The following is a 24,353-nucleotide window of genomic DNA, read 5'->3' as shown; positions in this document are numbered from 1 at the left end:
CGTCACGCCCCCGGCGCCGTCTCCTCCGCCCGCCGCGCCCCGCGTCCGGCCGGAGTGGGCGCCCCGGGCGGCGCGGCCGCCGCCGGGCGGCCGCCGCGCAGCGGGGTCGCCAGCCCCGCGCCGAGGATCAGCAGGCACAGGACGCCGCCGGCGAGGCTCGCCGCCGGCACCCCGTAGTGCTTGCCCGTCAGGGTCAGGACGGCCGCGCCCACGGGGCCGCCGGCGTTGTGCACCGCCCAGAAGGCGGAGGTGACCCGGCCGAGCAGCGCGTCCGGTGTCACCTCCTGGCGCAGGGTCATCGAACAGACCCCGCCGAGGGTCGTGCCGAACATGAACACGGCGGCCAGTACGGCGATCACGGCCACGCTGCGGCTGAGGCCGATGCCCGCGACCGCCACCGCGATCATCCCGACGGCGCCCAGCCAGCAGGGCCCGAAGCCGAGGGCCCGCCGCAGCCGGCCGGCCGCGAGGGCCGCGCCGATGACGCCCGCCCCGCTCACGGCGAGCACGTAGCCGAGGGTGGCCGGGCCGTGGCCCAGGTCCTCCTCGACCCGGTAGATCAGCAGGTCGGTGGCGCCCATGGTGACGAAGGTCAGCAGGGTGAGCAGGAGGGTCAGGGGGCGCAGCAGGGCGTGGCCCCACAGGAAGCGGAAGCCCACGACGAAGGTCTCGCGCAGGCGGGCGCCTCCGGGAGCGGGGGCGGGGGTCTCGTCCGGGGGCACCGCGTGGCGTCCGAAGCTCACCCAGCGCAGGCTGAGCGCCGAGACCAGGAAGGTGGCCCCGTCCACCCCCAGCGCCCATTCGGCGGAGGCCTCGGCGGTGAGCAGCCCCGCGGCCACGGGTCCCACCAGGGTCCCGAGGGCGAAAGTGCCCATCAGCCGGCCGTTGGCGGCGGTGAGGTCCTCGCCGCGCACCAGTTGCGGCACGGCGGTCACGTACGCCACGTCGAACACCGTCTTGAGGGCGGTGACCATTGCGGTCAGTACGTAGAGCACCCACAGGCGGGGGCCGGCCGTCAGCCAGACCAGGGGGACCGCGCCGAGCAGCACGGCCCGCAGCAGATCGCAGGCGATCATCAGGCGGCGGCGGTCCGAACGGTCCACCACATGGCCGGCGAACAGCCCGGTGAGGATCCCGGTCACCCCGGAGACGACGGTGATCAGGCCCATCTGGACGAGCGACCCGGTGGCGCGCAGGACGAGTACGGGCAGCGCCATCAGGGTGAGGGAGCCGCCGATGACGGACAGGGCCTGGCCGATCCAGAAGACGGTGAAGTCGCGGTTGCGCCGGAGGGAGGCGGGGGCCGACACCCCGTCAGCCCAGCAGGGCGTACACGGTGGAGGCGGTGGCGGCGGGGTCCTCGGCGCCGACCGGGGTCATGGCGGCGTCGGCGAAGGCCATCCGTTTGCCGAGCTTGGTGACGCGGACGGTGACGAGCACGTCCGCGCCCACGACGGGCCGCTGGAAGCTCGTGGACTGCTGGACGGTGGTCATCGGTCCGTAAGCCCCCCGCGCGGCGGAGACCGCGATGACGGTGGCGGTGTCGGCGGCGGCCATCAGGGCCTGGCCGGACAGGCCGCCGCCGTCGCGGGCCAGGGAGTCGGACCAGGGCAGCCGCAGGACGGCGTGCCGCTCTCCGGTCTCCTCGACGGTGAGGCCGAGGGCGAGCACCCAGGGGGCGAAGTTGTCGGCGAGGATCCTGTCGGCTTCTGCGGGTGTGAGCGTCACCCGGCGATTGTGGCGGCCCGGCCGGGCCGCCACAACTGCCTTTCCGCCGGAGGGATCAGGGGCTCAGAGGGCCGCGGCCAGCTCGGTGCCCTGGCGGATGGCCCGCTTGGCGTCGAGTTCGGCCGCCACGTCGGCGCCGCCGATCAGGTGCGCCTCGATGCCCTCGGCGCGCAGCGCCTCGTACAGGTCGCGGCGCGGCTCCTGGCCGGTGCACAGGACGACCGTGTCGGCGGGGACCAGGTGCGGCTCGCCGTCGACGGTGATGTGCAGGCCCTCGTCGTCGATCCGCTCGTACGTGGCGCCGGCGACGGAGACGACGCCGCGGTGCTTGAGCTCGGCGCGGTGGATCCAGCCGGTCGTGGTGCCGAGGCCGGCCCCGACCTTGGTGGTCTTGCGCTGGAGGAGGGTCACCTTGCGCGGGGCGGCGGGCCGCTCGGGGGCGGTGAGGCCGCCGGGGCCGGCGTACGCGGTGTCGACGCCCCAGTGCCGGAAGTAGACGGCGGGGTCCTGGGAGGCGCCCTCGCCGCTGTCGGTGAGGAACTCGGCGACGTCGAAGCCGATGCCGCCGGCGCCGACGACGGCCACGCGCTCGCCGACGGGGGCGCCGTCGCGGAGCACGTCGAGGTAGCTGACGACGTTGTCCCGGTCCACGCCCTCGATGGCGGGGGTGCGGGGGGTGACGCCGGTGGCGACGACGACCTCGTCGTAACCGCGCAGGGTGTCCACGTCGGCCGGGGTGCCCAGGCGCACGTCGACGCCGAGGGCTTCGAGCCGGTTGCCGAAGTAGCGGATGGTCTCCTCGAACTCCTCCTTGCCGGGGATCCGGCGGGCGATGTCGAGCTGGCCGCCGATGTGGCCGGAGGCCTCGAAGAGGGTGACGGCGTGGCCGCGTTCGGCGGCCGAGACGGCGCAGGCGAGGCCGGCCGGGCCGGCGCCGACGACGGCGACGGTCTTCTTCGTCCGGGTGGGGGACAGGACGAGCTCGGTCTCGTGGCAGGCGCGCGGGTTGACCAGGCAGCTGGTGATCTTCCCGCTGAAGGTGTGGTCGAGGCAGGCCTGGTTGCAGCCGATGCAGGTGTTGACGGTCTCGGGGCGGCCGGCCGCGGCCTTCGCGACGAACTCGGCGTCCGCGAGGAAGGGGCGGGCGAGCGAGACCAGGTCGGCGCGGCCGTCGGCGAGGATCTCCTCGGCCTTCTCGGGGGTGTTGATGCGGTTGCTGGTGACCAGCGGGACGGAGACCGCGCCCATGAGCTTCTGCGTGACCCAGGTGTAGGCGCCGCGCGGGACGGAGGTGGCGATGGTGGGGATGCGGGCCTCGTGCCAGCCGATACCGGTGTTGATGATGGTCGCGCCGGCCGCCTCGATCTCCTTGGCGAGGTGGACGACCTCGTCGAGGGTGGAGCCGCCGGGGACCAGGTCCAGCATGGACAGGCGGTAGATCAGTATGAAGTCCTCGCCGACGGCGGCGCGGGTGCGGCGGACGATCTCCAGCGGGAAGCGCACGCGGTTCTCGTACGCGCCGCCCCAGCGGTCGGTGCGCTTGTTGGTGGCGGCGGCGATGAACTCGTTGATCAGGTAGCCCTCGGAGCCCATGATCTCGACGCCGTCGTAGCCGGCCAGCTTGGCGAGGCGGGCGGCGCGGACGAAGTCCTCGACGGTGCGCTCGACCTCGGCGTCGGAGAGCGCGTTCGGGACGAAGGGGCTGATGGGGGCCTGGATCGCGCTGGGGGCGACGAGGTCCTTGTGGTAGGCGTAGCGGCCGAAGTGGAGGATCTGCATCGCGATCTTCCCGCCCTCGGCGTGCACCGCGTCGGTGATCACCCGGTGCTCGGCGGCCTCCTCCTCGGTGGTGAGGCGGGAGCCGCCCTCGAAGGGGCGTCCGGCGTCGTTGGGGGCGATGCCGCCGGTGACGATCAGGCCGGCGCCGCCCTTGGCGCGCTCGGCGTAGAAGGCGGCGAGGCGTGCGAAGCCGCCCTGGTGCTCTTCCAGGCCGGTGTGCATCGAGCCCATGATCACGCGGTTCGGCAGGGTGGTGAAGCCGAGGTCCAGGGGGCTCAGCAGGTGCGGGTACGGGCTCATGGGTGTGTGTCTCCTCGCGCGGTGTCCTGACCCCTGTTGTAAGGGAGCGGGAGACGGTTTTGCAACTAGGTGCAAAAGAGCTGTGGCGACTCTCACGGCACCGCCGCCCGCGCGGCCGGGGCCACGGGGGCGGCGGGGCGGACCCGCCCCGGGCTGGAACCCGTCAGGAGCGGCGGAGGCGGACCGTGACGATCTGGAACGGGCGCAGGTTCAGCGGGACCTCCCCCGACGGGGTCGCGGCGCCGACGGCCGTGGGCGGCAGGGGGCGCTCCAGCAGGTCGGTCTCGGTCGCCGCGCCGAGGGGGAAGCCGGCGGTGAGGACGGCCCGGGCGCGGCCGCCCCGGGACTCGTAAAGCCGCACGACCACGTCGCCGCCCCGGTCCTCGGCGAGCTTGACCGACTCCACGACGACCGCGTCGTTGTCGACGGACAGCAGCGGCGCGACCGGGCCCGCTCCGCGCAGGACCCGCTCGGGCAGGTTGAGCGCGTGGCCCTCGCGCACCGCGTCCCCGACGTCCGCGCCCGGCGCGAGCGCGAAGCGCAGGGTGTGGCGGCCCTGGTCGGTCTCCGGGTCCGGGTAGCGCGGGGCGCGCAGGAGCGAGAGGCGGACGGTGGTGGTCTGGCCGCCGTCGGGGCGGACGTCGCGGGTGACGTCGTGGCCGTACGTGGAGTCGTTGAGCAGGGCCACGCCCCAGCCGGGCTCCTCCGCGTGGATCCAGCGGTGGGCGCAGATCTCGAACCGGGCGGCCTCCCAGGAGGTGTTGGTGTGGGTGGCGCGGTGGACGTGGCCGAACTGGGTCTCGGAGGCGCTTCGTTCGGCCTTCACATCGAGGGGGAAGGCCGCCTTGAGGAACTTCTCCGTCTCGTGCCAGTCCACCTCGGTGACCAGGTCCACGGTCTTGGCCCCGGCCCGCAGGGTGATCGTCTGGGACACGGCCGAGGAGCCGAAGGACCGGGTGACGGCGACGGTGCAGGCGTCGGGGCCGCTCCCGGAGACCTCCAGGGTGTCGAGCGCGTCGAGGTCGGTGACCTTGTTGCGGTAGAAGGCCTCCACGTCCCAGGCGTCCCACATGTTCGGGAAGTCCGGGTGGATCTGGAGCAGGTTGGCGGCGGCGCCCGGGGCGACGGCCTCCCGGCCCTGTTCGAGGTCGTACGCGGAGACGATCAGGCCGCGGCCGTCGACCTCCACCAGCAGCCGTCCGTTCGCCAGGACGTACCCGCCGCCGTGCCGCTCCTCCACGGTGACCGGCTGCGGGGCCGCGGCGGGGAGGTCCGCTCCGCCGGCCGGGACCCCGCGCCGGGTGTGCGGGGCGCAGTTGAAGACGAGCTCCCGCCCGCCCTCCCCCGCCAGGGCGGTCCGCGCGGCCAGGGTGAGGGCGCGCAGTTCCTCCCCCACCCGCGCGTACGTCTCGCGGGCCTCGCGGTGGACCCAGGCGATGGAGGAGCCGGGCAGGATGTCGTGGAACTGGTGGAGCAGGACGGTCTTCCAGAGGCGTTCCAGGTCCTCGTACGGGTAGGCGAAGCCGGGGACGCGCACGGCGGCGGTCGCCGCCCACAGCTCGGCCTCGCGCAGCAGCGACTCGCTGCGGCGGTTGCCCTGCTTGGTCCTGGCCTGGGAGGTGTAGGTGCCGCGGTGCAGTTCCAGATACAGCTCGCCGGCCCAGACCGGCGCGTCCCCGTACTCGGCGCGGGCCTGGTCGAAGAAGGCGTCCGGGCGCTCGATCTCCACCCGCGGGGAGCCCTCGAGGTCCCGCAGGCGGCGGGCCCGGGCCAGCTGCTCGCGGGTGGGGCCGCCACCGCCGTCCCCCCAGCCGAAGGGCACCAGGGAGCGTGAACCCCGGCCCTTCTCGCGGTAGTTGCGGGCGGCGTGCGCGAGCTGGGCGCCGCCGAGGTCGCTGTTGTAGGTGTCGACGGGAGGGAAGTGGGTGAAGACGCGGGAGCCGTCGATGCCCTCCCACCAGAAGGTGTGGTGCGGGAACCGGTTGGTCTGGGACCAGCAGATCTTCTGGGTGAGGAACCACCGGTTGCCCGCCAGCCGGACGATCTGCGGCAGCGCGGCGGTGTAGCCGAAGGAGTCGGGCAGCCAGACCCCCTTGGTGTCGATGCCGAACTCCTCCAGGAAGAACTTCTTGCCGTAGAGGAACTGGCGGACCATGGCCTCGCCGCCGACCATGTTGGTGTCCGACTCCACCCACATGCCACCGACCGGCACGAACTGCCCGTCCGCGATCTTCTTCTTGACCCGTTCGAAGAGCTCGGGCCGGTGGGTTTTGATCCAGTCGAGCTGCTGGGCCTGGGACATGGCGAAGACGAACTCGGGGTGCTCGTCCATCAGGGCGACCATGTTGGAGACGGTCCGGGACACCTTGCGGACCGTCTCGCGCAGCGGCCACAGCCAGGCCGAGTCGATGTGGGCGTGGCCGACGGCGCTGATGCGGTGCGCGGAGGCGTGTGCGGGGGCGGCGAGCACCCCGGCGAGGCGGGCGCGGGCGGCGGGGGCCGTGCCCGGGACGTCGTCGAGGTCCACCTCGTCGAGGGCGGAGGCGACGGCGTGCAGGACCGTGTGGCGGCGGGCGTCGTCCTCGGAGAGCTGGCCCATCAGCCCTTCGAGGACGTCGAGGTCCTGCACGAGCTCCCAGACCTCGGTCTCGAAGACGGCCAGCTCCATCCGGGCCAGCCGGTACAGGGGCCGGTCGCCGCTGGTCAGCCGGTCCCCCTCGGCGGTGGGGCGGTGCTCGACCAGGACGGGGTTGGCGGCGGCCTCGACATACCACTCGATCCGCTCGCCGCCGGCCGCCCGGTCGGCCACGCGCACCCAGTCGTTGTACGGGTTGAGGGCCTTGACCTCGGAGCCGTCGGCCCGGTGGACCAGGCCCTCGCACTGGAAGCCGGGCATCATCCGGTCGAAGCCGAGGTCGAGGACGGCCTCGACGGTGCGGCCCGCCCAGTCGGCGGGCACGGCGCCGGTGACCCGGAACCAGGTGGTGCCCCAGGCCGGGCCCCAGGCGTCGCCGGGCGCGCAGGGCGCGTAGGCGGCGGCCAGCGCCTCGGCGACGGGGACGGGCTCCCCGGGGGCGTCCCAGCGTTCCACGGTGAGCGGGACCGTGCGGGAGCGGACGGCGGGCCTGATGCGTTCGCCCAGGACCCGGCGGAGGCGTTGCTCGGTGATGCTGCGGTCGTCGTGCATGACGGCGGCTCCAGGGGGAGGGTCGGGTGCGGTTCAGACTTTGACGGCTCCCTCGCCCACGCCCCGGAAGAAGAAGCGCTGGAGGGCGAGGAAGAGCAGCATCATCGGCAGCAGGGCGGCCATCGCCCCGGCCGCGATCAGCCTCTGGTCGTTGACGGTCGTGGCGCCGGCCAGGCTCTTCAGGCCGAGCTGGAGGGTGTAGTGCTCGCTGTCGGTCAGGACGATCAGGGGCCACAGGAAGTCGTCCCAGGCCCCCATGAAGCTCGTGATGCACACCACGGCCAGGGCGCCCCTGGCCGACGGGACGAAGACGCGGGTGAAACGGGTCCACTCGTTCGCCCCGTCGAGCACCGCGGCCTCCTCCAGCTCCCTGGGGACGGCGAGGAACGCCGCCCGCATGATCATGATGTTGAGGACGGAGACCGCGCCGGGCAGCCACACGCCGAGGAGGGTGTCGACTAGGCCCATCCCGCGCACGGTGAGGAACATCGAGATCATCACGGACTCGAAGGGGAACATCAGGGTGGCGGTCAGCACGGTGAAGACCGCCCTGCGGCCCCTCCAGCCCTCCCTGGACAGGGCGTAGCCGCCCATGGCGGCGAACACCAGGTTCGAGGTGACGGCGAGGGCCGCGACCACGAGGGTGTTGGCCGCGTACGGGAGCAGCGGGAAGGACTCGGCGACGCGGACGTAGTTGCCGAGGGTGGGCCGGGCCGGCAGGACCCCCTCGTAGACGTTCTCGCCGCGCCCGCGCAGTGAGGTCAGGAACTGCCAGGCGAGGGGGCCGGTCGTGACCACGAGGGCCAGGCAGAGCGTCAGGTAGCGGGCCGCCAGGCCGGCCCGGCGCCTGCCCGTGCCCCGTCGCCCGTTCGTGTCCCGTCGCCGGCCCGTGTCCCGGCGCCCGCTCATGCCTCGTCGCCCTTCGCCAGCCGGCGGCCCAGCAGGCTGAAGGCCAGGGTGAGCAGGAACAGCAGCAGGGAGAGGGCGGAGGCGTAGCCGGTCTCCCCCGCGAAGCCCAGGCCGACCTGCCGGATCAGGAACGGCAGGGTGCGGGCGCCGCCGCCGGGGCCGCCGCTCTCCCCGCCCAGGATGTAGACCTCGGTGAACACCCGCAGGGCCGAGATCGCCGACAGGGTCCCGACCAGCAGCATCATCGGCTTCACCGACGGGACGGTGATGCTGACGAACCGGCGCACCGAGCCCGCCCCGTCGAGGGCCGCCGCCTCGTGGAGCGCGCCCGGCACGTTCCCGAGGGCGGCCAGGTAGAAGACCATGTAGTAGCCCAGGCCCTTCCACACCGTGACGATCATCGCGGAGGCCAGCAGCAGGGTGCCGTCGGTCAGGAAGGGCACGGGCTCCGAGACCAGCCGCAGCCGGCCCAGGACGGCGTTGACCGCCCCGTCGCTGCGCAGCAGCCATTGCCAGATGAGGCCGACGACCACGGCGGAGGCGATCACCGGCGTGTAGAAGGCGGACCGGAACAGGCCGATGCCGGGGACCTCCCGCCGGACCAGGACGGCCAGCCCCAGCGGCAGCACGACCAGGCAGGGCACGACGACCAGCAGGTAGAGCACGCTGTTGGCGGCCGCCGTCCAGAAGTCGGGGTCGGCCAGGGCCCGCCGGTAGTTGGCGAGGCCGACGAAGCTCCCGCCGTCCAGGACCCGGGCGTCGGTGAGCGACAGGACGACGGTGTTGACGAACGGCCACAGGCTGAACAGCAGTACGGCGGCCAGCCCGGGTGCGAGGAACAGGTACGGGCTCCACCACCTGCGGTGCGGCAGCCCCCCTGCGCCCTGCGGCGCCGTCACCTCTTGTCCGCTGCGACCAGCAGCCGGTTGGCCTCCTCCTGGGCCTTGCGCACGGCCGTCCGGGCGTCCTGCTCCCCCATGATGGCCTTCTGCATCTCGCGCGTGACCGCGTCGCCGACCTGGCTGGTCCACTGGACGGGGGTGTTGGCGTCGAGTGCGGCCGTCCTCAGCTGCTCGGCGCCGATCGCGCGGGCCAGCGTCTCGGCGTCCTTGCCGTCGCCCCGGTCGGCGAAGCGGGGGTCGGCCAGGCCCCGGGCGTTGGAGGGGTAGATGGTGGCCCGGCGGGAGAACTCCACCTGATTGGGGCCGTTGGTGACCCATGCGGCGAACTCCGCGGCGGCGTCCGGGTGCGCGGTGTCCTTGCGGATGCCGAGGGACTGGGCGTAGATCCCGATGTGGCCGAGGGTGCCGGTGACCGCGCCCGCGACCCTGGTCTTCGCGTAGACCTGCGGGGCGTTGGCCTTGATGTCCTTGACGAAGCCCGGGGAGCCGGGGCCGAAGACGAGTCTGCCGCTGCCGTAGAGCTGGTTGATGTCGTCGGCCTTCAGCAGGGACTCCCTGGGCATGGCGCCCTTGGCGTACAGGTCCTTCATGCGTTCGGCCCAGGCGACGGCCCGGTCGGTGTCGAAGGTGAAGCGGTCGCCGGCCGGGGCGAGCAGGGGCACACCCATCTTCTGCCAGTCGCCGGGCAGCCGGCCCTTGGGGTCGGCCATGAAGGCCGCGTACCGGCCGCCGGAGCGCGCGGCGATCTGCTCGGCGCAGTCGAAGAACTGCTCGACGGTGGTGGGCGGCCGGTCGGGGTCGAGGCCGGACGCGGTGAACAGGTCCTGGTTGTAGGTGAGGATCTCGGGGGTCACGTACCAGGGGTAGGCGTAGACCCCGTCGCCCTTGCCCGGCAGCTTGAACTGCTCCCAGGCTCCGGGGACGTACTCCTTGGCGAGCCCGCCGTCGAGGGCTGCCACGTCGGCGAGCATGCCGCGGTCCGCGAGGAGCTGGAAGGAGTCGGTGGAGAGGTTGACCACGTCGGGCAGGGCCCCGGCCCGGGCGTCGGCGACGAGCTTCTCGTTGTAGCCGTCGCCCGGGACGTCCTCCCATTTCACCTTGGCGTCGGGGTACTCGCGCTCGAAGGAGTCGATGACCCCCTGGACGTAGGCCGTGTACACGGGCTTCAGCTGGAGAGTCCGGAAGGTGATCTCCCCGGCCACCCTGCCGGTCCTGTGCGCCTCGCCCGCGCCGCCGCCGCTGCCGCCGCCGAGGCCGCAGGCGGAGAGGGAGAGGAGGCCGGCGGCCGCCGCGGTGGCGACGGCCGTGCGGATCGGGTGGGAACGGGTCATCGTCGCCGCCTTCGTGGGAGTTCCGGCTCCGGCGCCGGAGGGCGGTGCCTCAGGCTGTCCCCACGCGCCGGGCGCGTCAATGCGGCCGGAATCCCGATGGCCGGGGGAACCCGCGTCCGGGGCCGTCGGCAGAAGGCGGGAGCCGGGCCGTCCCGACGGTCCCGAACTGGACTGCTGCGCTTTGGCGCGGGGCTTTGCGCCCTCATCGGACCCGGGCCGCCCGAGGGGCTTCCCGGCCCGGATTCGACTTCTTATCGACGGTCCGCCGGAAGGCCGCGACGGCGAATCGGCGCGGCGCACTAATGCGGTTTACCGCAATGAGGGTCGCCGTACGGGAGGGAGGCGCGGGGCGCTCACTTCATGCGGTACCGGGCCTTCTCGGCCAGCTTGCCGTCCTTGAAGCAGAAGCGGAGCACGTCCTCGGTGGCCTTGTCGTCGGTGGACACGTACCAGGCGCACACGCTGCCCGCGGGCTCGGCGGGCCCGGCTTCCTTGAGGGCGGTCCTCACGAAGGTATCGCCCGAGGGGAGCTTGGCGCGGACCTCTCCCTCGGGGTCGCCGACGTTCACCGATGTGTAGACCGTCGGGTCCAGCAGGATCTTCCCCGCGACGTCGACCATCTTCCCCAGGCCGAGGAAGAGGGCGACGAGGACTCCGGCGGCCGGCACCAGCGCCACTGCGCAGCCGATGAGACAACCCTTGCGCTGCGCCATGAACCGTTCCTCCGTGCCCTCGTGTTTCCTTCTGACACCACGGAGCCTCGCAGGGGCCGGGGCGGGCGCGCCGTACTCGAAAGTCGCAGGCCGGGGCGACGATCGCCTCGGTGTCAGAGGTCCCCGGGGTCGGTGTTCGCCCCGCACAGGACGACGGCGACCCGCTCGCCCAGCGGCCGCGGCGCGGTGCGCACGGCCGCGAGGGCGGTCGCCGCCCCGGCCTCGACGACGATCCGGTGCTCCTCCCAGAGGGCGCGTCGCGCGGCGGTGATCGCCCCGTCCGGGACGAGGACGGACACGGCGTTGTCCTGCCGGGCCGCGGCCAGGGCGTCGGCGGACACCCGGGTGGCGCCGAGGGAGTCGGAGGCGACGGAGTCCACGGCCACGTCGACGGGGCGGCCCGCCTCCAGGGCGGCGTTCAGGGCCCGGCAGCGCTCCGGTTCGACGGCCACCACCCGTACGCCGTGGGCCCGCGCGGCGGTGGCGACTCCGGCGAACAGCCCGCCCCCGCCGACCGCGACGACGACGGTGTCCAGCCCGGGCAGGGCGGCGCGGATCTCGTCGAGCAGGGTTCCGGCGCCGGCCGCGATGAGCGGGTGGTCGTAGGCGTGACTGCTCAGGGCCCCGCTGTCGGCGGCGAACCGGTGGCAGGCCTCCAGGGCCTCGGCGTAGCGGTCGCCGACGAGCCGTACGTCGGCGCCGTAGCCGCGCAGCCGCTCCACCTTGACGCGCGGGGCGGTGACGGGGAGGAACACCGTGGCGGGCACGCCCTGGGCGCGGGCCGCCCAGGCGCAGGCGAGGCCCGCGTTGCCGCCGGAGGCGATGGTGACGCCCGCGGCCGGCAGGGCCCCGGCCTCGCGGTGGGCGGCGAGGAAGTTGTGGGCGCCGCGGGCCTTGAAGGAGCCGGTGTGCTGGAGGTGTTCCAGGGCGAACCAGAGGCCCTCCGCGGCGGGTGCGACGGCGACGGGCCGGACGGCGCCGGCCGTGCGGACGGCGGCGGCGCGGACGGCGGCGTGGTCGAGCTGCTGTTCCATGGCGGGGCGGGCCTCTCTGGTGGTGCGGGGCGGTGGGCGCTCAGGCGGTGGGCCGGGCGGCGGCGATGAGCTGGCGCAGGGCGCCGTAGTACACCTCGTGGTCGGTCAGCGGGGGCAGCAGCTCGGCGGGCGCGCCGCCGAGGACCGGGAACTCGGCCGGGTCGAGCGCGGCGAGCGCGGCCCGTGAGGCGGCGGTGGCCCCGGCGGGGTCGCGGTGGTCGACGAAGGCGGCACTGCCCAGGGTCAGGAGGTACATCCGGCGGTAGACCGTCATGGCCTCGGCGGGGCTCATCCCGGCGGCGACGCTGTCGGCGAGGGCGGGTTCGACGAGCCGGGACAGCAGCTGGCGGCCCAGCCAGGGGCGTCCGCCGCGCAGGACGAGCAGCCCGGGGTGGGCGGTGAGCAGCCGGTAGAGGGCGCCGAAGCGCAGTTCGGCGGCCTCGGCCCAGTCGGTGCCGGCGGGGATGTCGGGGAGCCGGGCGGCGAGGTGCTCGGTGCACAGGTCCATCAGGCCGGCGAGGTCGGTGCAGCGGCGCTGGACGGTGGCGTGGGAGACGTCGAGGCGGTCGGCGAGGGCGCGGAAGCTCAGGGCCGCCGGCCCTTCCTCGTCGAGGATGCGCAGGGCGGCGACGGCGATGGCCTCGGGGGTGGCGCGGTCGAGGGCCGCTGATCGTCTCGGCATGAGATACACCGTATCAGCCACCGTCACATACAGCGCGTCCCGACAGCTCCCCTCCCCGCGGCCCCGGCAGGGCCGCGTGACGGCAGCTGCGGCCGAATTGCTGGTCATCGGGGCATACACATCGGCTGCTGTTGACAGCGGGTAGCCGCACCGCTGCACTGAGGCACGATCCCCGTCGGTACACCACGCCAAGGAGACCCCGTGCCGCCACGCCTGCGCGCCTCACTCCCCTGTCTCACCGCGGCCGCCCTGCTCGCCCTCGCGCTCTGCCCCGCCCCGGCGACGGCGGAGCCGACCGTGACCTCGGACACCCCGCTCGCCCTCACCCCGCCCATGGGCTGGAACAACTGGGCGCACTACATGTGCGACATCGACGAGGCGAAGGTGGTCGCCAACGCCGCGGCGCTCGTCTCCAGCGGCCTCGCCGCCAAGGGGTACGACACCGTCACCGTGGACGACTGCTGGATGCTCAAGGAGCGCGACACGCAGGGCAACCTGGTCGCCGACCCGGTGAAGTTCCCGCACGGCATGGCCTGGCTCGGCGAACACCTCCACGCCAAGGGGCTGAAGTTCGGGATCTACGAGGACGCCGGCTCCCTCACCTGCGAGCGCTACCCCGGCAGCGGCTCCCCCGAAGGCGGCGGCGCGGACCACTACGCCCGCGACGCCCGGCTGTTCGCCTCGTGGAACGTGGACTACGTGAAGATGGACGGCTGCAACCTGTGGGTGCCGCCCGGGAAGACGAAGGAGCAGGCCTACCGGGACGCGTACGGCTCGGTGGCCCGGGCGCTGCGCGACAGCGGGCGCGCGATGGTGCTCTCCGCCTCCGCCCCCGCCTACTTCCAGCAGGGCGAGTGGGGCGGCTCCGACTGGCACAAGGTCCTCGACTGGGTCGGCGAGAGCGGCCAGTTGTGGCGCGAGGGCAAGGACATCAAGGTCTACGCGCCGGCCGCCCCGCAGACCTCGCGCTGGGGTTCGGTGCTGGGGAACTACGGGTACAACCGCTGGCTCGGCCGGTACGCGGCCCCCGGCAACTGGAACGACCCGGACTTCCTGATCGCGGGCGCCCCCGGGCTGAGCGACGCGGAGGGCCGCAGCCAGGTGGGGCTGTGGGCGATGATGGCGGCCCCCTTCATCCTGTCCTCCGACGTCGCCTCGCTCAGCCCGGGCGGACTCGCGGCCCTCGGGAACACCCGCCTGATCGCGCTGGACCAGGACCCGCTGGGCCGCCAGGGCGCGGTCGTCTCCTCCAACGCCGCCTTCGACGTGCTGGTCCGGCCGCTCGCGAACGGGGACCGCGCCGTGGCCGTGCTCAACCGCTCCGCCGCCGCGCGGGCCGTGTCCGTGCCACTGGCCGACATCGGGCTGCCCGCCCCCTGCGCCGTGGACGCCGAGGACCTGTGGAACGGGAAGCGCACGAAGGTCGGCGACGCGCTGACCGGGCGGCTCGCCGCGCACGACACGGCGGTGTGGCGGCTCACCCCGCGGGGCTGCGCCGAGGCCGTGCCCACCGGGCAGATCAACGGCCTCGGGGCGAAGTGCGCCGACGGGGCGAGTACCAGCGGCGTCGGTGCGGTGGTCCTCGCGGCCTGCACCGCCGGGGCCGACCAGCGCTGGACCCTGGGCGGCGGACGGCTGAGGCTGGCCGGCCAGTGCCTCACCGCGGGCGGCGGGGGGCTGGTGCGGCTGGCGGACTGCGCGCCGGGGCGCCGGGCCGGGCAGAGCTGGCGGCACCGGCGTGACGGATCCCTGGTGGAGGAGTCGAGCGGGACGTGCCTGACGGCTCCCCCGGCTCCCGCGACGGCCGACGCCCCGGCCGAGAGGCTGCGGCTGGCCGGCTGCGGCGACCACCGCGCCGACCAGGCCTGGTCCCTGCCGGTCTGACGGCGCGGAGCGCCGGTCCGGGGGCCGCGGCGGCGGGCGGGGTTCACTCGTCCGGGGGAATCGCCCCGGCGGGCGGCCCCGCCCGGCACGGGCGCTCGGTTCACTGGCCGGGAGACAGCGGGGGGCGGCAGCCGTAACGATCCTGCGGCCGCCCCTTCCGGCGCCCACGGGCCGGGCGAGCCGACAGGAGTGCACCGAGATGTACGAGAACGCGCAGGAGCGCCCCCAGACCCCCGCGTCCCCGGCCGCCGGGATCACCGACGGCGTGGTGGAACTCCGCAAACGCAGACCGTCCGCCCCCGCTTCGGACACCGACCGGCCCGCCCCGGCGGCCGCCAGGGGCGGCGCCCGCGGAACGACGCCGGATCCCCCGGGGGCACGGGGGGCCTGACCGGCCCGCCGCGGACGGCAGGCGGGGCCCGGCCCGGCCCGGCAGGGCGGCAACGGACGCGGTCGGGGCAGGGCACGGGCCGCCCGACGCGGGCGAGCCGAGGCCGGCGCGAGCCGAGGCCGGCGCAGGCAGGGGGCCGCCGCAGGCAGGGCCTGCCCGGACAGGGCCCGCGCGAGCAGGGCCGCCGCAGGCAGGGGCAGCGCAGGCAGGGCCGCCGCAGGCAGGGGGCCGGGCAGGGCGGGTGCGGTGCGCCCGGCGCGGGCGCGCCCGGGGTGGTGGCGGGGCCCCGGCCGGGGTGGGCGGCGCTATGTTGGCGGGAGGGCTCCGAGGGGGCCGCGCGGGCCGCTCCGGTCCGTGGTGTCCGGCCGGCCGGCGCGGAGGTGACCCCATGACACGTGTGCAGGCGGACCCGGCGCACCGCCCCCCGGACTGGTCCGGCGCCGTCTGCGGCTGGGCCGCCGCGTTCGCCGGGCTGGCGGCCGCCGCGCTCGCGGCCGCCTTCGTCCGGCCGGAGGCCGCCCCGCTCACCGCGGTGGGCGGGGCCGTGGTGGACCGTACGCCCGCCGCCGTCAAGGAGTGGGCCATTCGCTCCTTCGGCACCTCCGACAAGCTGGTGCTGACCCTCGGGGTCGTCGCCGTCCTCGCCGCGCTCTCCGCCGCCACCGGGGCCCTCGCCGTACGCCGCCTGCGCGCGGGATGCGCGCTCGCGGGGACGGTGGGACTGGTCGGGGCCGCGGCCGCGCTCGGCCGCCCCGAAGCCGGGTGGAAGGATGCGCTGCCCTCCCTTGTCGCCGGAGCGGTCGCCGCCTGCGTCCTGTACCTGTTGGTCACGGCCCTGCGGCGGCCCCGGCCGGCGGCTGGACGGCCCGGCGGGACCTGGCCGATGGACCGCCGCGGGTTCGGCCGCCTCCTCGCCGCCACCGTCGCCGCCTCGACGGTGGCCGGGTACGCGGGGCGGCGCCTCGGCGCCCACGGCTCGGCCGGAGCCACCGCCTCCCGGGCGGACCTGGTCCTGCCGCCCCCGGCCGTGCCCGCGCCGCCGGTGCCCGCCGGGGCGGACCTGGAGGTGCCGGGCGTGGGGCCGTTCGTGACCCCGGCCGCGGATTTCTACCGGGTGGACACCGCCCTCGTCGTCCCCCGCGTCGATGCCGGCTCCTGGCGGCTGACCGTCCACGGCGAGGGGGTCTCCCGGCCCCTGACCCTCACCCTGGCCGATCTGCTCGCCCGCCCGCTGACCGAGCACGACATCACCCTGTGCTGCGTGTCCAACGAGGTCGGCGGCCCGTACGTGGGCAACGCCCGCTGGCTCGGCGCGCGCCTCGCCGACCTGCTGCGCGAGGCCGGGGTGCGGCCTCCCTCGCAGGGCGGCCCGGCCGACCAGCTGGTGGCGCGCTCGGTGGACGGGATGACGATCGGCACGCCCGTCGAGACGGTGATGGACGGCCGCGACGCCCTGCTGGCCGTCGGAATGAACGGCGAGCCGCTGCCCTTCGCGCACGGCTTCCCTGTCCGGATGGTCGTCCCGGGCCTGTACGGGTACGTGTCCGCCTGCAAGTGGCTGACCGAGCTGCGGCTGACCACCTTCGCCGCCTACGACGCGTACTGGGTGCGCCGCTCCTGGGCGCAGCGGGCCCCCGTCAAAACGCAGTCGCGGATCGACACCCCGCGCCTCTTCTCGCAGCTCGCGCCGGGGCCCGTGGCGGTGGCCGGGGTGGCCTGGGCACAGCACCGAGGAATCTCCCGCGTGGAGGTCCGGGCGGACGGCGGCCCCTGGCACGAGGCCCGGCTCGGCGACGCCGACGGCAACGACACCTGGCGGCAGTGGGTATGGCCGTGGGAGGCGGCACCCGGGGAGCACACGCTGGAGGTCCGCGCCACCGACGGGCGGGGAGAGGTACAGACGCCGGAGCGCCGGGGCACCCTCCCCGACGGCGCGACGGGCTGGCACTCGGTCACGGTGAGCGTCCGCGCGTAGGGGCTCCGGGGTCGTACATTGTGGTGGAATACCGGATGTACGTGCGGATACCGGGTATGCCCGTGGAATCCGGGGATGGCAGTAGATTCCGGGATGACCCGTGGATGCCGGGCGTCCCGGGGACATGACGCTGTGGGGCCGTACGTCAGGAGCCGACGCCGTGGAACTGACCAGCACGTCGTTCCTCGCCACGATGATCGCCGTCACCGTGCTGGCGATGCTCCTCGCGCTGCTGCTGTGGAACCGGGTGCCGGGTCCGCGCGTGGTGCGCTGGGCGGCCCGGGTGCTGATGATCGGCCTGTGCCAGCTGACGGCCATCGGCGTGGTGGCGGCGTGGATCAACGACGGCTACGGGCTCTACGCCTCCTGGGACGACCTGCTGGGCACCGGCGCCGGCGCGAACGCCTCGGCGATGACCGGCCCCCCGGTCGGCCGGGCCCGCTTCACTCCGGGGGAGAACGGCACGCGGACCACCTACTTCCGGGGCAGCCACTCGAAGCTCGCCGGACAGGTGACCGTGTGGACGCCCCCCGAGTACGACGCCCCGGGCGCGGAGAAGACCCGCTTCCCGGTGCTGACGCTGCTGCACGGCTACCCGGGCACCCCGCGCTCCTGGCTCGACCTGGGCTCGATGCCGGACGCGCTGGAGCAGCTGGTGCGCCTGGGTGCGGCACACCCGTTCATCCTGGTGATCCCCGAGGTGTACCCCGGCGGGGTGAACACGGACTGCACCGACACCCCGCAGCGCAAGATCGCCACCTGGCTCGCGCGGGACGTCCCGGACCTGGTGCAGAAGAACTTCCGGACCCTTCCCGAGCCGAAGGGGTGGGGGCTGATGGGCGTGTCGACGGGGGCGTTCTGCGCGGCGAAGCTGCCCCTGCAGTACCCGAAGGTGTTCCGCGCGGGTGCGGCCCTGGACCCGGATCCGCTGACCGGGGACCCGGAGGTGCTGCCCGATCCGGTGCTGCGGGAGCACAACAGCCCGATGTGGCTGGTCGGGCAGGCGAAGGGGGTGGACGTCGGGCTGTTCCTGGCCACCTCCGCGCAGGACCGGGACAGCCCGCCGGAGCAGCTGGCCGCTTTCAGCAGGGCGGCGCAGGGCAGCGGGGTCCGGGTGAAGACCCTCGTCCGCCCGGCCGGCGGCCACAACTTCCAGACCTGGACCGGGATGTACCCGGACGCGCTGGGCTGGCTGAGTTCGGAGCTGTCCGCGCCCGTCAGCCCGTCGTAGCGGCCGCCCTGCCCGTCACGGCCGCCCCCGGGGGACGTCCGTCAGGCCGTCCCGAGCGGGCTGGGGCCGGGCGGCGGGGCGGGGGGCCGGCCGGCGGGTGCCGGTGGCTACCGTCGGCCGGCGGGAGCGTCGGCGGGCCGGCGGAAGAGGGCCGTCCAGAGGAAGGCCTCGCCGAAGTGCGGGGCCTCCTCCGGTTCGTCGCGCATCCGGCGCAGCTCGCGCTCCTCCAGGCCGGAGAAGATCCGGCGCAGGGACTCGGGATCGTAGGCGAGGCCGCCGCCGAGGCCGCCGCGGCGGTAGTGCTCGGCGTCGGGCAGCTCGGAGCCCATCGCACCGGCGGCGAAGCAGGTGAGGCCGAGATGGCCGCCGGGGGCGAGGGAGCGTTCGAGGAGGCCGAGGTAGCTGATGCGGCGGTGGGGCGGCAGGTGGTGGAAGCAGCCGGAATCGTAGACCAGGTCGTAGGGGCCGCCGAGGGCGCCGGAGGCGGCGAGCGCGAAGGCGTCGCCGTGGTGGAAGCGGATGTCGGCGCCCGCCTCCCGGGCGCGGTCCCGGGCCCAGTCGAGGGCGGTCGGGGACAGGTCGACGGCGTCCACCTCGAAGCCCAGGGAGGTGAGGTGCAGGGCGTTGCGGCCCGGCCCGCAGCCAAGGTCGAGGGCGCGGCCGGGGGCGATCAGGCCGCGGTCGAGGTAGGAGACGAGGTTCTCGTCGGGCTTGGCCACGAAGAACGGCACCGGCCTGGAGCGGTCGGCGTAGAAGCCGTCCCACCAGTCCGCGCCACCGGCCGTCCAGCGGTCCGCCCCCGGCGCGAACAGGCCGTCCAGCAGGTTGAGCACGTCGTCCACCGAGCGTATGTTCCGGTCCATGAACTCCCCTTTCACCAGGGGGACATGATATCGAGATCGGTCATATGACCCCAGGTAGGAGCCTGTGTGCGGATACCCGTCGCGGCCGCCCGGCCGCCGCCTGCGTGCCGCCCGGCCGCGCCCTGCCACCCCGCGCCGCCCGTCCGCCCACACCCCCGTCAAGGCCCGTCACGAGGGCGTTCCGACCGGACCCGGAGCACGTTTCCCGACCGCCCCCCATCCGGGCGTACGCACGCTGCGTACAGTGTGCGCATCGCGTTAGGCTGGGAGCATGTCCTCATCAGAGCAGCAGACCCCGCCGCCCGTCCCCTCCGTCTGGACCCGGCCTCGCCGGCAGAAGGAGCAGCCCGCGCTCAGCCAGGAGCAGATCGTCGCGGCGGCCGTACGGCTGCTGGACGCCGAAGGCATCGAGGCGCTGAGCATGCGCAGGCTCGGCAGCGAGATGGGCACGGCCGCCACCTCCCTCTACCGGCACGTGGCCAACAAGGACGAGCTCATCGAGCTGGTCGTGGACGAGGTCTACGGCGAGCTCGAACTGCCGCCGGCCACCGGCCCGGACGGATGGCGCGAGGCCCTGGCGCACAGCGGGCACAGCCTGCGTGGCATGGTCCTGCGCCACCCCTGGGTGGCGTCCGTCCTCGGCCAGGTCGGGCTGGCGCACCTGGGCCCGAACCTGATGCGCATGTCGGAGCGGATGCTGGCCATGGCCCTGGCCGCGGGGTTCCCGAAGGCGGAGGCGGACCTCGCGATGAAGGCCGTCATCTCCTACGTGATCGGCGCGACGACCAGCGAGGCCTCCTACCTCTCCCTCCTCGCCCGCAGCGGCAAGAGCGAGACCGAGTGGCTGGAGTCCCTGGTGCCGGCCTCCCAGCAGGCCCTCGAGGACCATCCGCTGACGAAGGACCACGCCTCCGCCTGGCAGGGCCGGGACCCGGCGCGGATGCGCGACGAGAACTTCGACTACGGACTCCAGCGGGTCCTCGACGGGCTGGCGACCCGGCTCGAACGTGGCTGAACCCCCGTCAGGGGAAGGTCAGTTCGGCGCCCTCGCCGAGGGGGGCGAAGAAGCGCTCCACCGTCGCCGCGCTGACCTGGACGAGGGCCGCCGGGGACCAGCGCGGCCGGCGGTCCTTGTCGACGACCTGGGCGCGGATGCCCTCGACGAGGTCGGGGGCGGACAGCGCCGCGCTGGAGACCCGGTACTCCTGCTCCAGCACCCGCTCCAGCGAGTCCAGTTCGCGGGCGCGGCGCAGGGCGGCGAGGGTGACCTTCAGGGAGGTCGGGGACTTGGCGTGCAGGGTCTGCGAGGCCTCGCGCGCCGCGGGCAGGCCCGTGGCCAGCAGCCGCTGGTGGATCTCCTCGACGGTGTCGGCGGCGTAGCAGTGGTCGATCCACTCCCGCTCGGCGGCGAGCGGGGCCTTGGGAGCGGTGGCGCCGTGGAACTTCCCCAGCACCTCGGCCACCGGCCCGGCGGTGAGCTCCCGGGTGAACTCCTCCAGCCAGTCCGACGGCAGGTAGTGGTCGGCGAGCCCGCACAGCATCGCGTCACCCGGTCCGACCGCCGCACCGGTCAGGGCGAGGTGGGTGCCCAGTTCGCCGGGGGCGCGCGAGAGCAGGTAGGTGCCGCCGACGTCGGGGACGAAGCCGATCCCGGTCTCGGGCATGGCGACCCGGGAGCGCTCGGTGACAATCCGGAATCCGCCGTGCGCCGACAGCCCCACGCCGCCGCCCATGACGATCCCGTCCATCAGAGCCACGTAGGGCTTGGGGTAGCGGGCGATGCGCGCGTTCAGCCGGTACTCGTCACGCCAGAAGGCGAGGGAGTCGGTGGTGCCGGCCTTCGCGTCGGCGTGGATGGCCCGGATGTCGCCGCCCGCGCACAGGCCCCGCTCGCCGGCCCCGCGGAGCAGGACCTGCTCGACGGCCGGGTCGTGCTCCCAGGCCGTCAGCGCCTCCCCGATCCTCAGCACCATGGGGCGGGTGAGGGCGTTGAGGGCCTCGGGACGGTTGAGGGTGATCAGGCCCGTACAGCCTTCGGTGCCGATCTGAACGGTTTCGTCTTCGGTCTTCACAGGCGTCAGTATGTCGGCTGCGGCGCCATATGAAGATCGTTTCTGACGATCTCGTCATGTCTGAACGGCTTGGGGCTTAAAGCCGTGCGTGACCGTTGACTGCGGAACGCCCCGTTCGGTGCCCGCCGGCGGCGGTGCGCAGGGCGCGGAGCGCCCCGGGGCGGGCGGTCCGGCCCGCACCGGGCAGGATGAGTCTGCGTCACCACCCCGCGCAGCGCAGCCCAGAGGAGCTTCCATGACCGCCTCCGAACTGATCCTCGACCCCGCCACGGCCCTGGTCCTGATCGACCTCCAGCAGGGCATCCTCGCCATGCCCACCGCCCGCCCGGCCGGCGAGGTCCTCGCCAACGGCATCGCGCTCGCCCGGGCCTTCCGCGCCCACAAGCTGCCGGTGGTCCTGGTCAACGTCGCCTGGTCGCCCGACGGCGGCGACCTCCCCACCACCGACGTCGACCGCCCGGGCCCCGCCGCCGCCCCGCCGGCCGCCTTCTCCGAGATCCCGGCGGAACTGGCGGCACTGGGCGACGTCACCGTCACCAAGCGGCACTGGGGCGCCTTCACCGGCACCGAGCTGGACCTCCAGCTGCGCCGGCGCGGCGTCCACCGCATCGTGCTGGCCGGCATCTCGACCAGCGTCGGCGTCGAGTCGACCGCCCGCACCGCCTGGGAGCACAGCTACGGCCTGGTGTTCGCCGAGGACGCCACCGCGGACCTGGACGCCGCCTCGCACGCCCACAGCTTCGAGAAGATCTTCCCGCGCATCGGCCGCGTCAGCTCCACCGCCGAGATCATCGCCGCGCTGGACTCCACCCGCTGAGCCCCGCCCGGGCCGGCGCGCCGGGCGGGCCGCCGACCCCGGGCGGGCAGAGCAGCTCCAGCCAGACGCACTTGCCGACCACACCCGGCCGCCAGCCCCAGTCCCGGGCCAGACGCTCCACGATGAGCAGCCCGTATCCGCCCGGCCGCCCGGGGGCGCCGCCCGCGCCGCTCCGGACGGGGAACCCCGGCGGCACGGGCGGCTCCGGACTGAGGTCCGTCACCTCGATCCGGAGCCGGTCCCCCGTACAGTCCAGTACCAGCGCCCCGGGCCCGCCCCCGTGCCGGCAGGCGTTGGCCACGACCTCCGAGACCAGCAGGAGCGCGTCCTCCGCGGTCCGGCGCCCCTCCGGCGTCGAGAGGGGCCAGTTCCACGCGTTCATGGCCCGGCGGGTGAAGTCGCGGCTGCGCGAGACGGGGTCCGTGATCCCGTCGAGGACCAGGAGCCAGTTCGGGTTGACCGGCCCGCGCTCTTCCATGGCCCTCCTCCCCCCTCTCCTCACCGGCCGGGTCTCATCCCAGCGCCTCTTCCACGTCCGTGTGCACGGGGAAGACCGAGTCCGCTCCGGTGATGCGGAACATCCGGGCCACCGGCCCGCCGAGGCCGGCCAGCTCCAGGGAGCCGCCGGACTCCTCGACCGCGATCCGGCCGTGCAGCAGTGCGTTCAGCCCGGTGGAGTCGCAGAACCGGAGCCCGGCCATGTCCACCACCAGCCGCCCGCCCCGGCCGGCCGCAGCCGTCAGGGCCTGGCGCAGGGGTTCCGCCGTGTCGTGGTCCAGCTCGCCGCCGAGCGTGAGGACGACCGCCCCGTCCACCGTCCGAACCGCGACGCTGAACCGCTCGCCTTCCGTTCCCGGCATCACCATCCGGCATCACCCTTCCCGCGCGCTTCCCTGCGTCTGCCCCGGTCCCGGCACCCTATGCACACACGCGCCGTCTACCTCAGCACCGCGGTGACCAGCCACGCCGTGGCGCGCAGCCGGACCGCGCCTTCGCGCTCGAACGGGCGCAGGTGGTCCGCCAGGACCCGGTGGGCCTCGGCGCGCGCCCCGGGTCCCGCCTGGTCGAGGAGGTGGCGGCCGGGACCGGTGCCGAGGAGGAAGCCGGCCGCGTCCTCGGCGTCGGCGCCCCACACCCCGTACGCCTCGGTCCGCGCGGACTCCACCCCGGTGAAGCCCGCCGCGCGGAGCAGGTCCCCGGTGCGGGCGGGATCGGCGAGGGAGAACATGCCCGGGCTGCCCGGAGCGGGGAAGCCGCCGACGGGCAGGATCCCGTCCAGGGCCTGGAAGGCCTGCATCCACTCGTTGGCCTCCGCTTCGGCGGGGACGACGAAGGCCAGGCGGCCTCCGGGGCGCAGGGCCCCGGCGACGTGGGTGAAGGCCGCCAGGGGATCCTCGAAGAACATCACCCCGTACCGGCTGACGGCGTGGGTGAAGGAGCCCGGCGCGAAGGGGTGCACCTGGGCGTCCCCCTGGGTGAAGGCCGCGTTGCCGACGCCTTCGGCCAGGGCGGAGGCCCGGGCCCGGGCCAGCTGGGGGCCGGACAGGTCCAGCCCCTCGGCCCCGCCCTCGGCGCCCGCGGCCCCTCCCGCGGCCCGCCGCGCCGCGAGCCGCGTGGTGCGGCCCGCGCCGCAGCCGATGTCGAGGACGCGGTCGCCGGGGCCGATCGCCGCCGCGGTGAGCAGGGGCTCGTTGAACCCGTCGTTCACGGCGTCCCAGCGCTCCTGGTGGGTGGCCCAGTGGATGCCGTCGTAGCCGTTCCACGCCTCTGCCTGGGCGGTGTTGGCGATGGGGGTGCCGGGCAGGTCGCTCATGGGTCGGTCTCCTCCGTGTACCGGGTCTGCCGGACGGCAGAATGGGCGTACGCCCAAACCCTGGGCGCTACAGTATGGGCAGTCGCCCATACCTGCAATCACCCCCGCAGGCACCGTCACCCCGCCTCGTCAACCGGAGCGTTCCGATGTCACCCCGTGGAGTAGCCATCCCGGATCTGCGCGAGCGCCTGTTCGCCGCCGCCGAGCGCGTCGTGGCCCGCGACGGCGCGGCCGCCCTCACCAGCCGGGCGGTCACCGCCGAGGCCGGCTGCGCCAAGGGGGTCCTGCATACCCGTTTCGCCGGGCTGGACGAGTTCGTGGCGGAGCTGGTCCTGGACCGGTTCGCGCGCGGGGCGCGGTCGGCCCGCGAGCTGTCCGCGCGGACCGGGCGGGGAACGGTGGCCGGCAACCTGGCCGGGGTGGCGCTCGGTCTGCTGGACTCCCTGGACCCGGGCGTCGTGGGCCTCGCCCTCACCCGGCCGGCCGCCGCCCTGCACACGCGGGAGGCGCTGCGGTCGGGGGCTCCGGGGTTCGCGGGGATCGAGGACTCGGTACGGGCCTACCTGGACGGGGAGCGTGCGGGGGGCCGCGTACCGGCCGGGCTGGACTGCGGGGCGGTGGCCCTGGCCCTGGTCGGCACGGTCCACCACCTGCTGATGACCCGCGACCCCGACGGCCCGGACCCCCACGAGAGCGTCGCCCGCCTGATCGCCGCCCTGGTCCCGGCGTCCCCGGCCTGACC

The 24,353-nt window shown here is 74.5% G+C and carries 22 protein-coding genes; 7 read left to right on the top strand and 15 right to left on the bottom strand.

The window, feature by feature from the left end; genetic code table 11:
* Positions 1 to 2: 2 nt before the first annotated feature.
* The 10 genes from ACFY15_RS15055 to ACFY15_RS15010 all read right to left on the bottom strand — a co-directional run bounded on the left by ACFY15_RS15055 (position 3) and on the right by ACFY15_RS15010 (position 12,565).
* A complete protein-coding gene (locus tag ACFY15_RS15055; protein ID WP_390686902.1) occupies positions 3 to 1,310 on the bottom strand; it encodes an MFS transporter in 1,308 nt (435 codons plus the stop codon).
* 4 nt (positions 1,311 to 1,314) lie between these two features.
* Positions 1,315 to 1,728: a PaaI family thioesterase gene (locus tag ACFY15_RS15050; RefSeq protein ID WP_390686901.1), complete on the bottom strand. Its 414-nt coding sequence runs from the start codon at positions 1,726 to 1,728 to the stop codon at positions 1,315 to 1,317.
* A 63-nt stretch (positions 1,729 to 1,791) separates the two neighbouring features.
* Positions 1,792 to 3,807 carry an FAD-dependent oxidoreductase gene (locus ACFY15_RS15045; RefSeq protein ID WP_390686900.1) on the bottom strand — a complete coding sequence of 672 codons (2,016 nt, stop codon included), beginning with the start codon at positions 3,805 to 3,807 and terminating at the stop codon, positions 1,792 to 1,794.
* A 163-nt stretch (positions 3,808 to 3,970) separates the two neighbouring features.
* Complete coding sequence (locus ACFY15_RS15040; protein WP_390686899.1) at positions 3,971 to 6,994, bottom strand: alpha-mannosidase; 3,024 nt, start codon at positions 6,992 to 6,994, stop codon at positions 3,971 to 3,973.
* A 33-nt stretch (positions 6,995 to 7,027) separates the two neighbouring features.
* Positions 7,028 to 7,903 carry a carbohydrate ABC transporter permease gene (locus ACFY15_RS15035; protein WP_390686898.1) on the bottom strand — a complete coding sequence of 292 codons (876 nt, stop codon included), beginning with the start codon at positions 7,901 to 7,903 and terminating at the stop codon, positions 7,028 to 7,030.
* The gene (locus tag ACFY15_RS15030; protein ID WP_390686897.1) at positions 7,900 to 8,802 is read right to left on the bottom strand and encodes a carbohydrate ABC transporter permease; all 903 of its coding nucleotides are present in this window, start codon (positions 8,800 to 8,802) and stop codon (positions 7,900 to 7,902) included. Before ACFY15_RS15030 ends, ACFY15_RS15035 begins: the two co-directional genes overlap by 4 nt.
* A complete protein-coding gene (locus ACFY15_RS15025; RefSeq protein WP_390686896.1) occupies positions 8,799 to 10,136 on the bottom strand; it encodes an ABC transporter substrate-binding protein in 1,338 nt (445 codons plus the stop codon). The genes ACFY15_RS15030 and ACFY15_RS15025 overlap by 4 nt, the downstream gene beginning before the upstream one ends.
* Before the next feature lie 353 nt (positions 10,137 to 10,489).
* Positions 10,490 to 10,849 (bottom strand): hypothetical protein, encoded by a 360-nt coding sequence (locus ACFY15_RS15020; protein WP_390686895.1) that lies wholly within the window; start codon positions 10,847 to 10,849, stop codon positions 10,490 to 10,492.
* A gap of 113 nt (positions 10,850 to 10,962) precedes the next feature.
* Positions 10,963 to 11,883 carry a serine/threonine dehydratase gene (locus tag ACFY15_RS15015; protein WP_390686894.1) on the bottom strand — a complete coding sequence of 307 codons (921 nt, stop codon included), beginning with the start codon at positions 11,881 to 11,883 and terminating at the stop codon, positions 10,963 to 10,965.
* A gap of 40 nt (positions 11,884 to 11,923) precedes the next feature.
* Complete coding sequence (locus ACFY15_RS15010) at positions 11,924 to 12,565, bottom strand: TetR/AcrR family transcriptional regulator (protein WP_390686893.1); 642 nt, start codon at positions 12,563 to 12,565, stop codon at positions 11,924 to 11,926.
* 201 nt (positions 12,566 to 12,766) lie between these two features.
* Here ACFY15_RS15010 and ACFY15_RS15005 point away from each other — a divergent pair, with 201 nt between their 5' ends.
* The 4 genes from ACFY15_RS15005 to ACFY15_RS14990 all read left to right on the top strand — a co-directional run bounded on the left by ACFY15_RS15005 (position 12,767) and on the right by ACFY15_RS14990 (position 18,046).
* Positions 12,767 to 14,449 carry a ricin-type beta-trefoil lectin domain protein gene (locus tag ACFY15_RS15005; RefSeq protein ID WP_390686892.1) on the top strand — a complete coding sequence of 561 codons (1,683 nt, stop codon included), beginning with the start codon at positions 12,767 to 12,769 and terminating at the stop codon, positions 14,447 to 14,449.
* Positions 14,450 to 14,648: 199 nt separating this feature from the next.
* Entirely contained in the window at positions 14,649 to 14,840 is a 192-nt protein-coding gene (locus ACFY15_RS15000) for a hypothetical protein (RefSeq protein WP_390686891.1), read from the top strand.
* A gap of 388 nt (positions 14,841 to 15,228) precedes the next feature.
* The gene (locus ACFY15_RS14995; protein ID WP_390686890.1) at positions 15,229 to 16,815 is read left to right on the top strand and encodes a molybdopterin-dependent oxidoreductase; all 1,587 of its coding nucleotides are present in this window, start codon (positions 15,229 to 15,231) and stop codon (positions 16,813 to 16,815) included.
* Between the two features lie 160 nt (positions 16,816 to 16,975).
* Positions 16,976 to 18,046, top strand: a complete 1,071-nt coding sequence (locus tag ACFY15_RS14990) for an alpha/beta hydrolase (RefSeq protein ID WP_390686889.1) — start codon at positions 16,976 to 16,978, stop codon at positions 18,044 to 18,046.
* 107 nt (positions 18,047 to 18,153) lie between these two features.
* Here ACFY15_RS14990 and ACFY15_RS14985 read toward each other — a convergent pair whose 3' ends face one another.
* Positions 18,154 to 18,909: a class I SAM-dependent methyltransferase gene (locus tag ACFY15_RS14985; RefSeq protein ID WP_390686888.1), complete on the bottom strand. Its 756-nt coding sequence runs from the start codon at positions 18,907 to 18,909 to the stop codon at positions 18,154 to 18,156.
* Between the two features lie 271 nt (positions 18,910 to 19,180).
* Between ACFY15_RS14985 and ACFY15_RS14980 the strand changes: the two genes are divergently transcribed.
* Positions 19,181 to 19,924: a TetR/AcrR family transcriptional regulator gene (locus ACFY15_RS14980; protein ID WP_390686887.1), complete on the top strand. Its 744-nt coding sequence runs from the start codon at positions 19,181 to 19,183 to the stop codon at positions 19,922 to 19,924.
* Positions 19,925 to 19,931: 7 nt separating this feature from the next.
* Here the strand turns inward: ACFY15_RS14980 and ACFY15_RS14975 are convergent, their stop codons facing one another.
* Positions 19,932 to 20,981, bottom strand: coding sequence for an enoyl-CoA hydratase/isomerase family protein (locus tag ACFY15_RS14975; RefSeq protein WP_390686886.1), 1,050 nt, complete (start codon positions 20,979 to 20,981; stop codon positions 19,932 to 19,934).
* A gap of 235 nt (positions 20,982 to 21,216) precedes the next feature.
* Here ACFY15_RS14975 and ACFY15_RS14970 point away from each other — a divergent pair, with 235 nt between their 5' ends.
* Complete coding sequence (locus ACFY15_RS14970) at positions 21,217 to 21,798, top strand: hydrolase (protein WP_390686885.1); 582 nt, start codon at positions 21,217 to 21,219, stop codon at positions 21,796 to 21,798.
* Here ACFY15_RS14970 and ACFY15_RS14965 read toward each other — a convergent pair.
* The 3 genes from ACFY15_RS14965 to ACFY15_RS14955 form a co-directional block, all read right to left on the bottom strand.
* On the bottom strand, positions 21,770 to 22,276 hold the full coding sequence (locus ACFY15_RS14965) for an ATP-binding protein (RefSeq protein WP_390686884.1): 507 nt from the start codon (positions 22,274 to 22,276) through the stop codon (positions 21,770 to 21,772). The two genes, ACFY15_RS14970 and ACFY15_RS14965, sit on opposite strands and share 29 nt — an antisense overlap.
* A 34-nt stretch (positions 22,277 to 22,310) precedes the next feature.
* Entirely contained in the window at positions 22,311 to 22,664 is a 354-nt protein-coding gene (locus ACFY15_RS14960; RefSeq protein WP_390686883.1) for an STAS domain-containing protein, read from the bottom strand.
* A 71-nt stretch (positions 22,665 to 22,735) separates the two neighbouring features.
* Entirely contained in the window at positions 22,736 to 23,611 is an 876-nt protein-coding gene (locus ACFY15_RS14955; RefSeq protein ID WP_390686882.1) for a class I SAM-dependent methyltransferase, read from the bottom strand.
* 146 nt (positions 23,612 to 23,757) lie between these two features.
* Here ACFY15_RS14955 and ACFY15_RS14950 point away from each other — a divergent pair, with 146 nt between their 5' ends.
* Positions 23,758 to 24,351 carry a TetR family transcriptional regulator gene (locus tag ACFY15_RS14950; protein ID WP_390686881.1) on the top strand — a complete coding sequence of 198 codons (594 nt, stop codon included), beginning with the start codon at positions 23,758 to 23,760 and terminating at the stop codon, positions 24,349 to 24,351.
* Positions 24,352 to 24,353 lie beyond the last annotated feature (2 nt).

Source organism: Streptomyces sp. NPDC001373, assembly GCF_042895815.1.
In the GTDB taxonomy this organism is placed as follows: domain Bacteria; phylum Actinomycetota; class Actinomycetes; order Streptomycetales; family Streptomycetaceae; genus Streptomyces.
This window is presented reverse-complemented; position numbering and strand designations above follow the sequence as displayed.

Bases quoted from the DNA above. Each gene is read 5' to 3' on its own strand.
- ACFY15_RS14995 (WP_390686890.1), top strand. From the start codon at position 15,229: ATGACACGTGTGCAGGCGGACCCGGCGCACCGCCCCCCGGACTGGTCC.
- ACFY15_RS14950 (WP_390686881.1), top strand. From the start codon at position 23,758: ATGTCACCCCGTGGAGTAGCCATCCCGGATCTGCGCGAGCGCCTGTTC.
- ACFY15_RS14965 (WP_390686884.1), bottom strand. From the start codon at position 22,276: ATGGAAGAGCGCGGGCCGGTCAACCCGAACTGGCTCCTGGTCCTCGAC.
- ACFY15_RS14980 (WP_390686887.1), top strand. From the start codon at position 19,181: ATGTCCTCATCAGAGCAGCAGACCCCGCCGCCCGTCCCCTCCGTCTGG.
- ACFY15_RS15020 (WP_390686895.1), bottom strand. From the start codon at position 10,849: ATGGCGCAGCGCAAGGGTTGTCTCATCGGCTGCGCAGTGGCGCTGGTG.
- ACFY15_RS15025 (WP_390686896.1), bottom strand. From the start codon at position 10,136: ATGACCCGTTCCCACCCGATCCGCACGGCCGTCGCCACCGCGGCGGCC.
- ACFY15_RS15010 (WP_390686893.1), bottom strand. From the start codon at position 12,565: ATGCCGAGACGATCAGCGGCCCTCGACCGCGCCACCCCCGAGGCCATC.
- ACFY15_RS15045 (WP_390686900.1), bottom strand. From the start codon at position 3,807: ATGAGCCCGTACCCGCACCTGCTGAGCCCCCTGGACCTCGGCTTCACC.
- ACFY15_RS15040 (WP_390686899.1), bottom strand. From the start codon at position 6,994: ATGCACGACGACCGCAGCATCACCGAGCAACGCCTCCGCCGGGTCCTG.
- ACFY15_RS15015 (WP_390686894.1), bottom strand. From the start codon at position 11,883: ATGGAACAGCAGCTCGACCACGCCGCCGTCCGCGCCGCCGCCGTCCGC.
- ACFY15_RS14960 (WP_390686883.1), bottom strand. From the start codon at position 22,664: ATGGTGATGCCGGGAACGGAAGGCGAGCGGTTCAGCGTCGCGGTTCGG.
- ACFY15_RS14970 (WP_390686885.1), top strand. From the start codon at position 21,217: ATGACCGCCTCCGAACTGATCCTCGACCCCGCCACGGCCCTGGTCCTG.
- ACFY15_RS15000 (WP_390686891.1), top strand. From the start codon at position 14,649: ATGTACGAGAACGCGCAGGAGCGCCCCCAGACCCCCGCGTCCCCGGCC.
- ACFY15_RS14955 (WP_390686882.1), bottom strand. From the start codon at position 23,611: ATGAGCGACCTGCCCGGCACCCCCATCGCCAACACCGCCCAGGCAGAG.
- ACFY15_RS15035 (WP_390686898.1), bottom strand. From the start codon at position 7,903: ATGAGCGGGCGCCGGGACACGGGCCGGCGACGGGACACGAACGGGCGA.
- ACFY15_RS14985 (WP_390686888.1), bottom strand. From the start codon at position 18,909: ATGGACCGGAACATACGCTCGGTGGACGACGTGCTCAACCTGCTGGAC.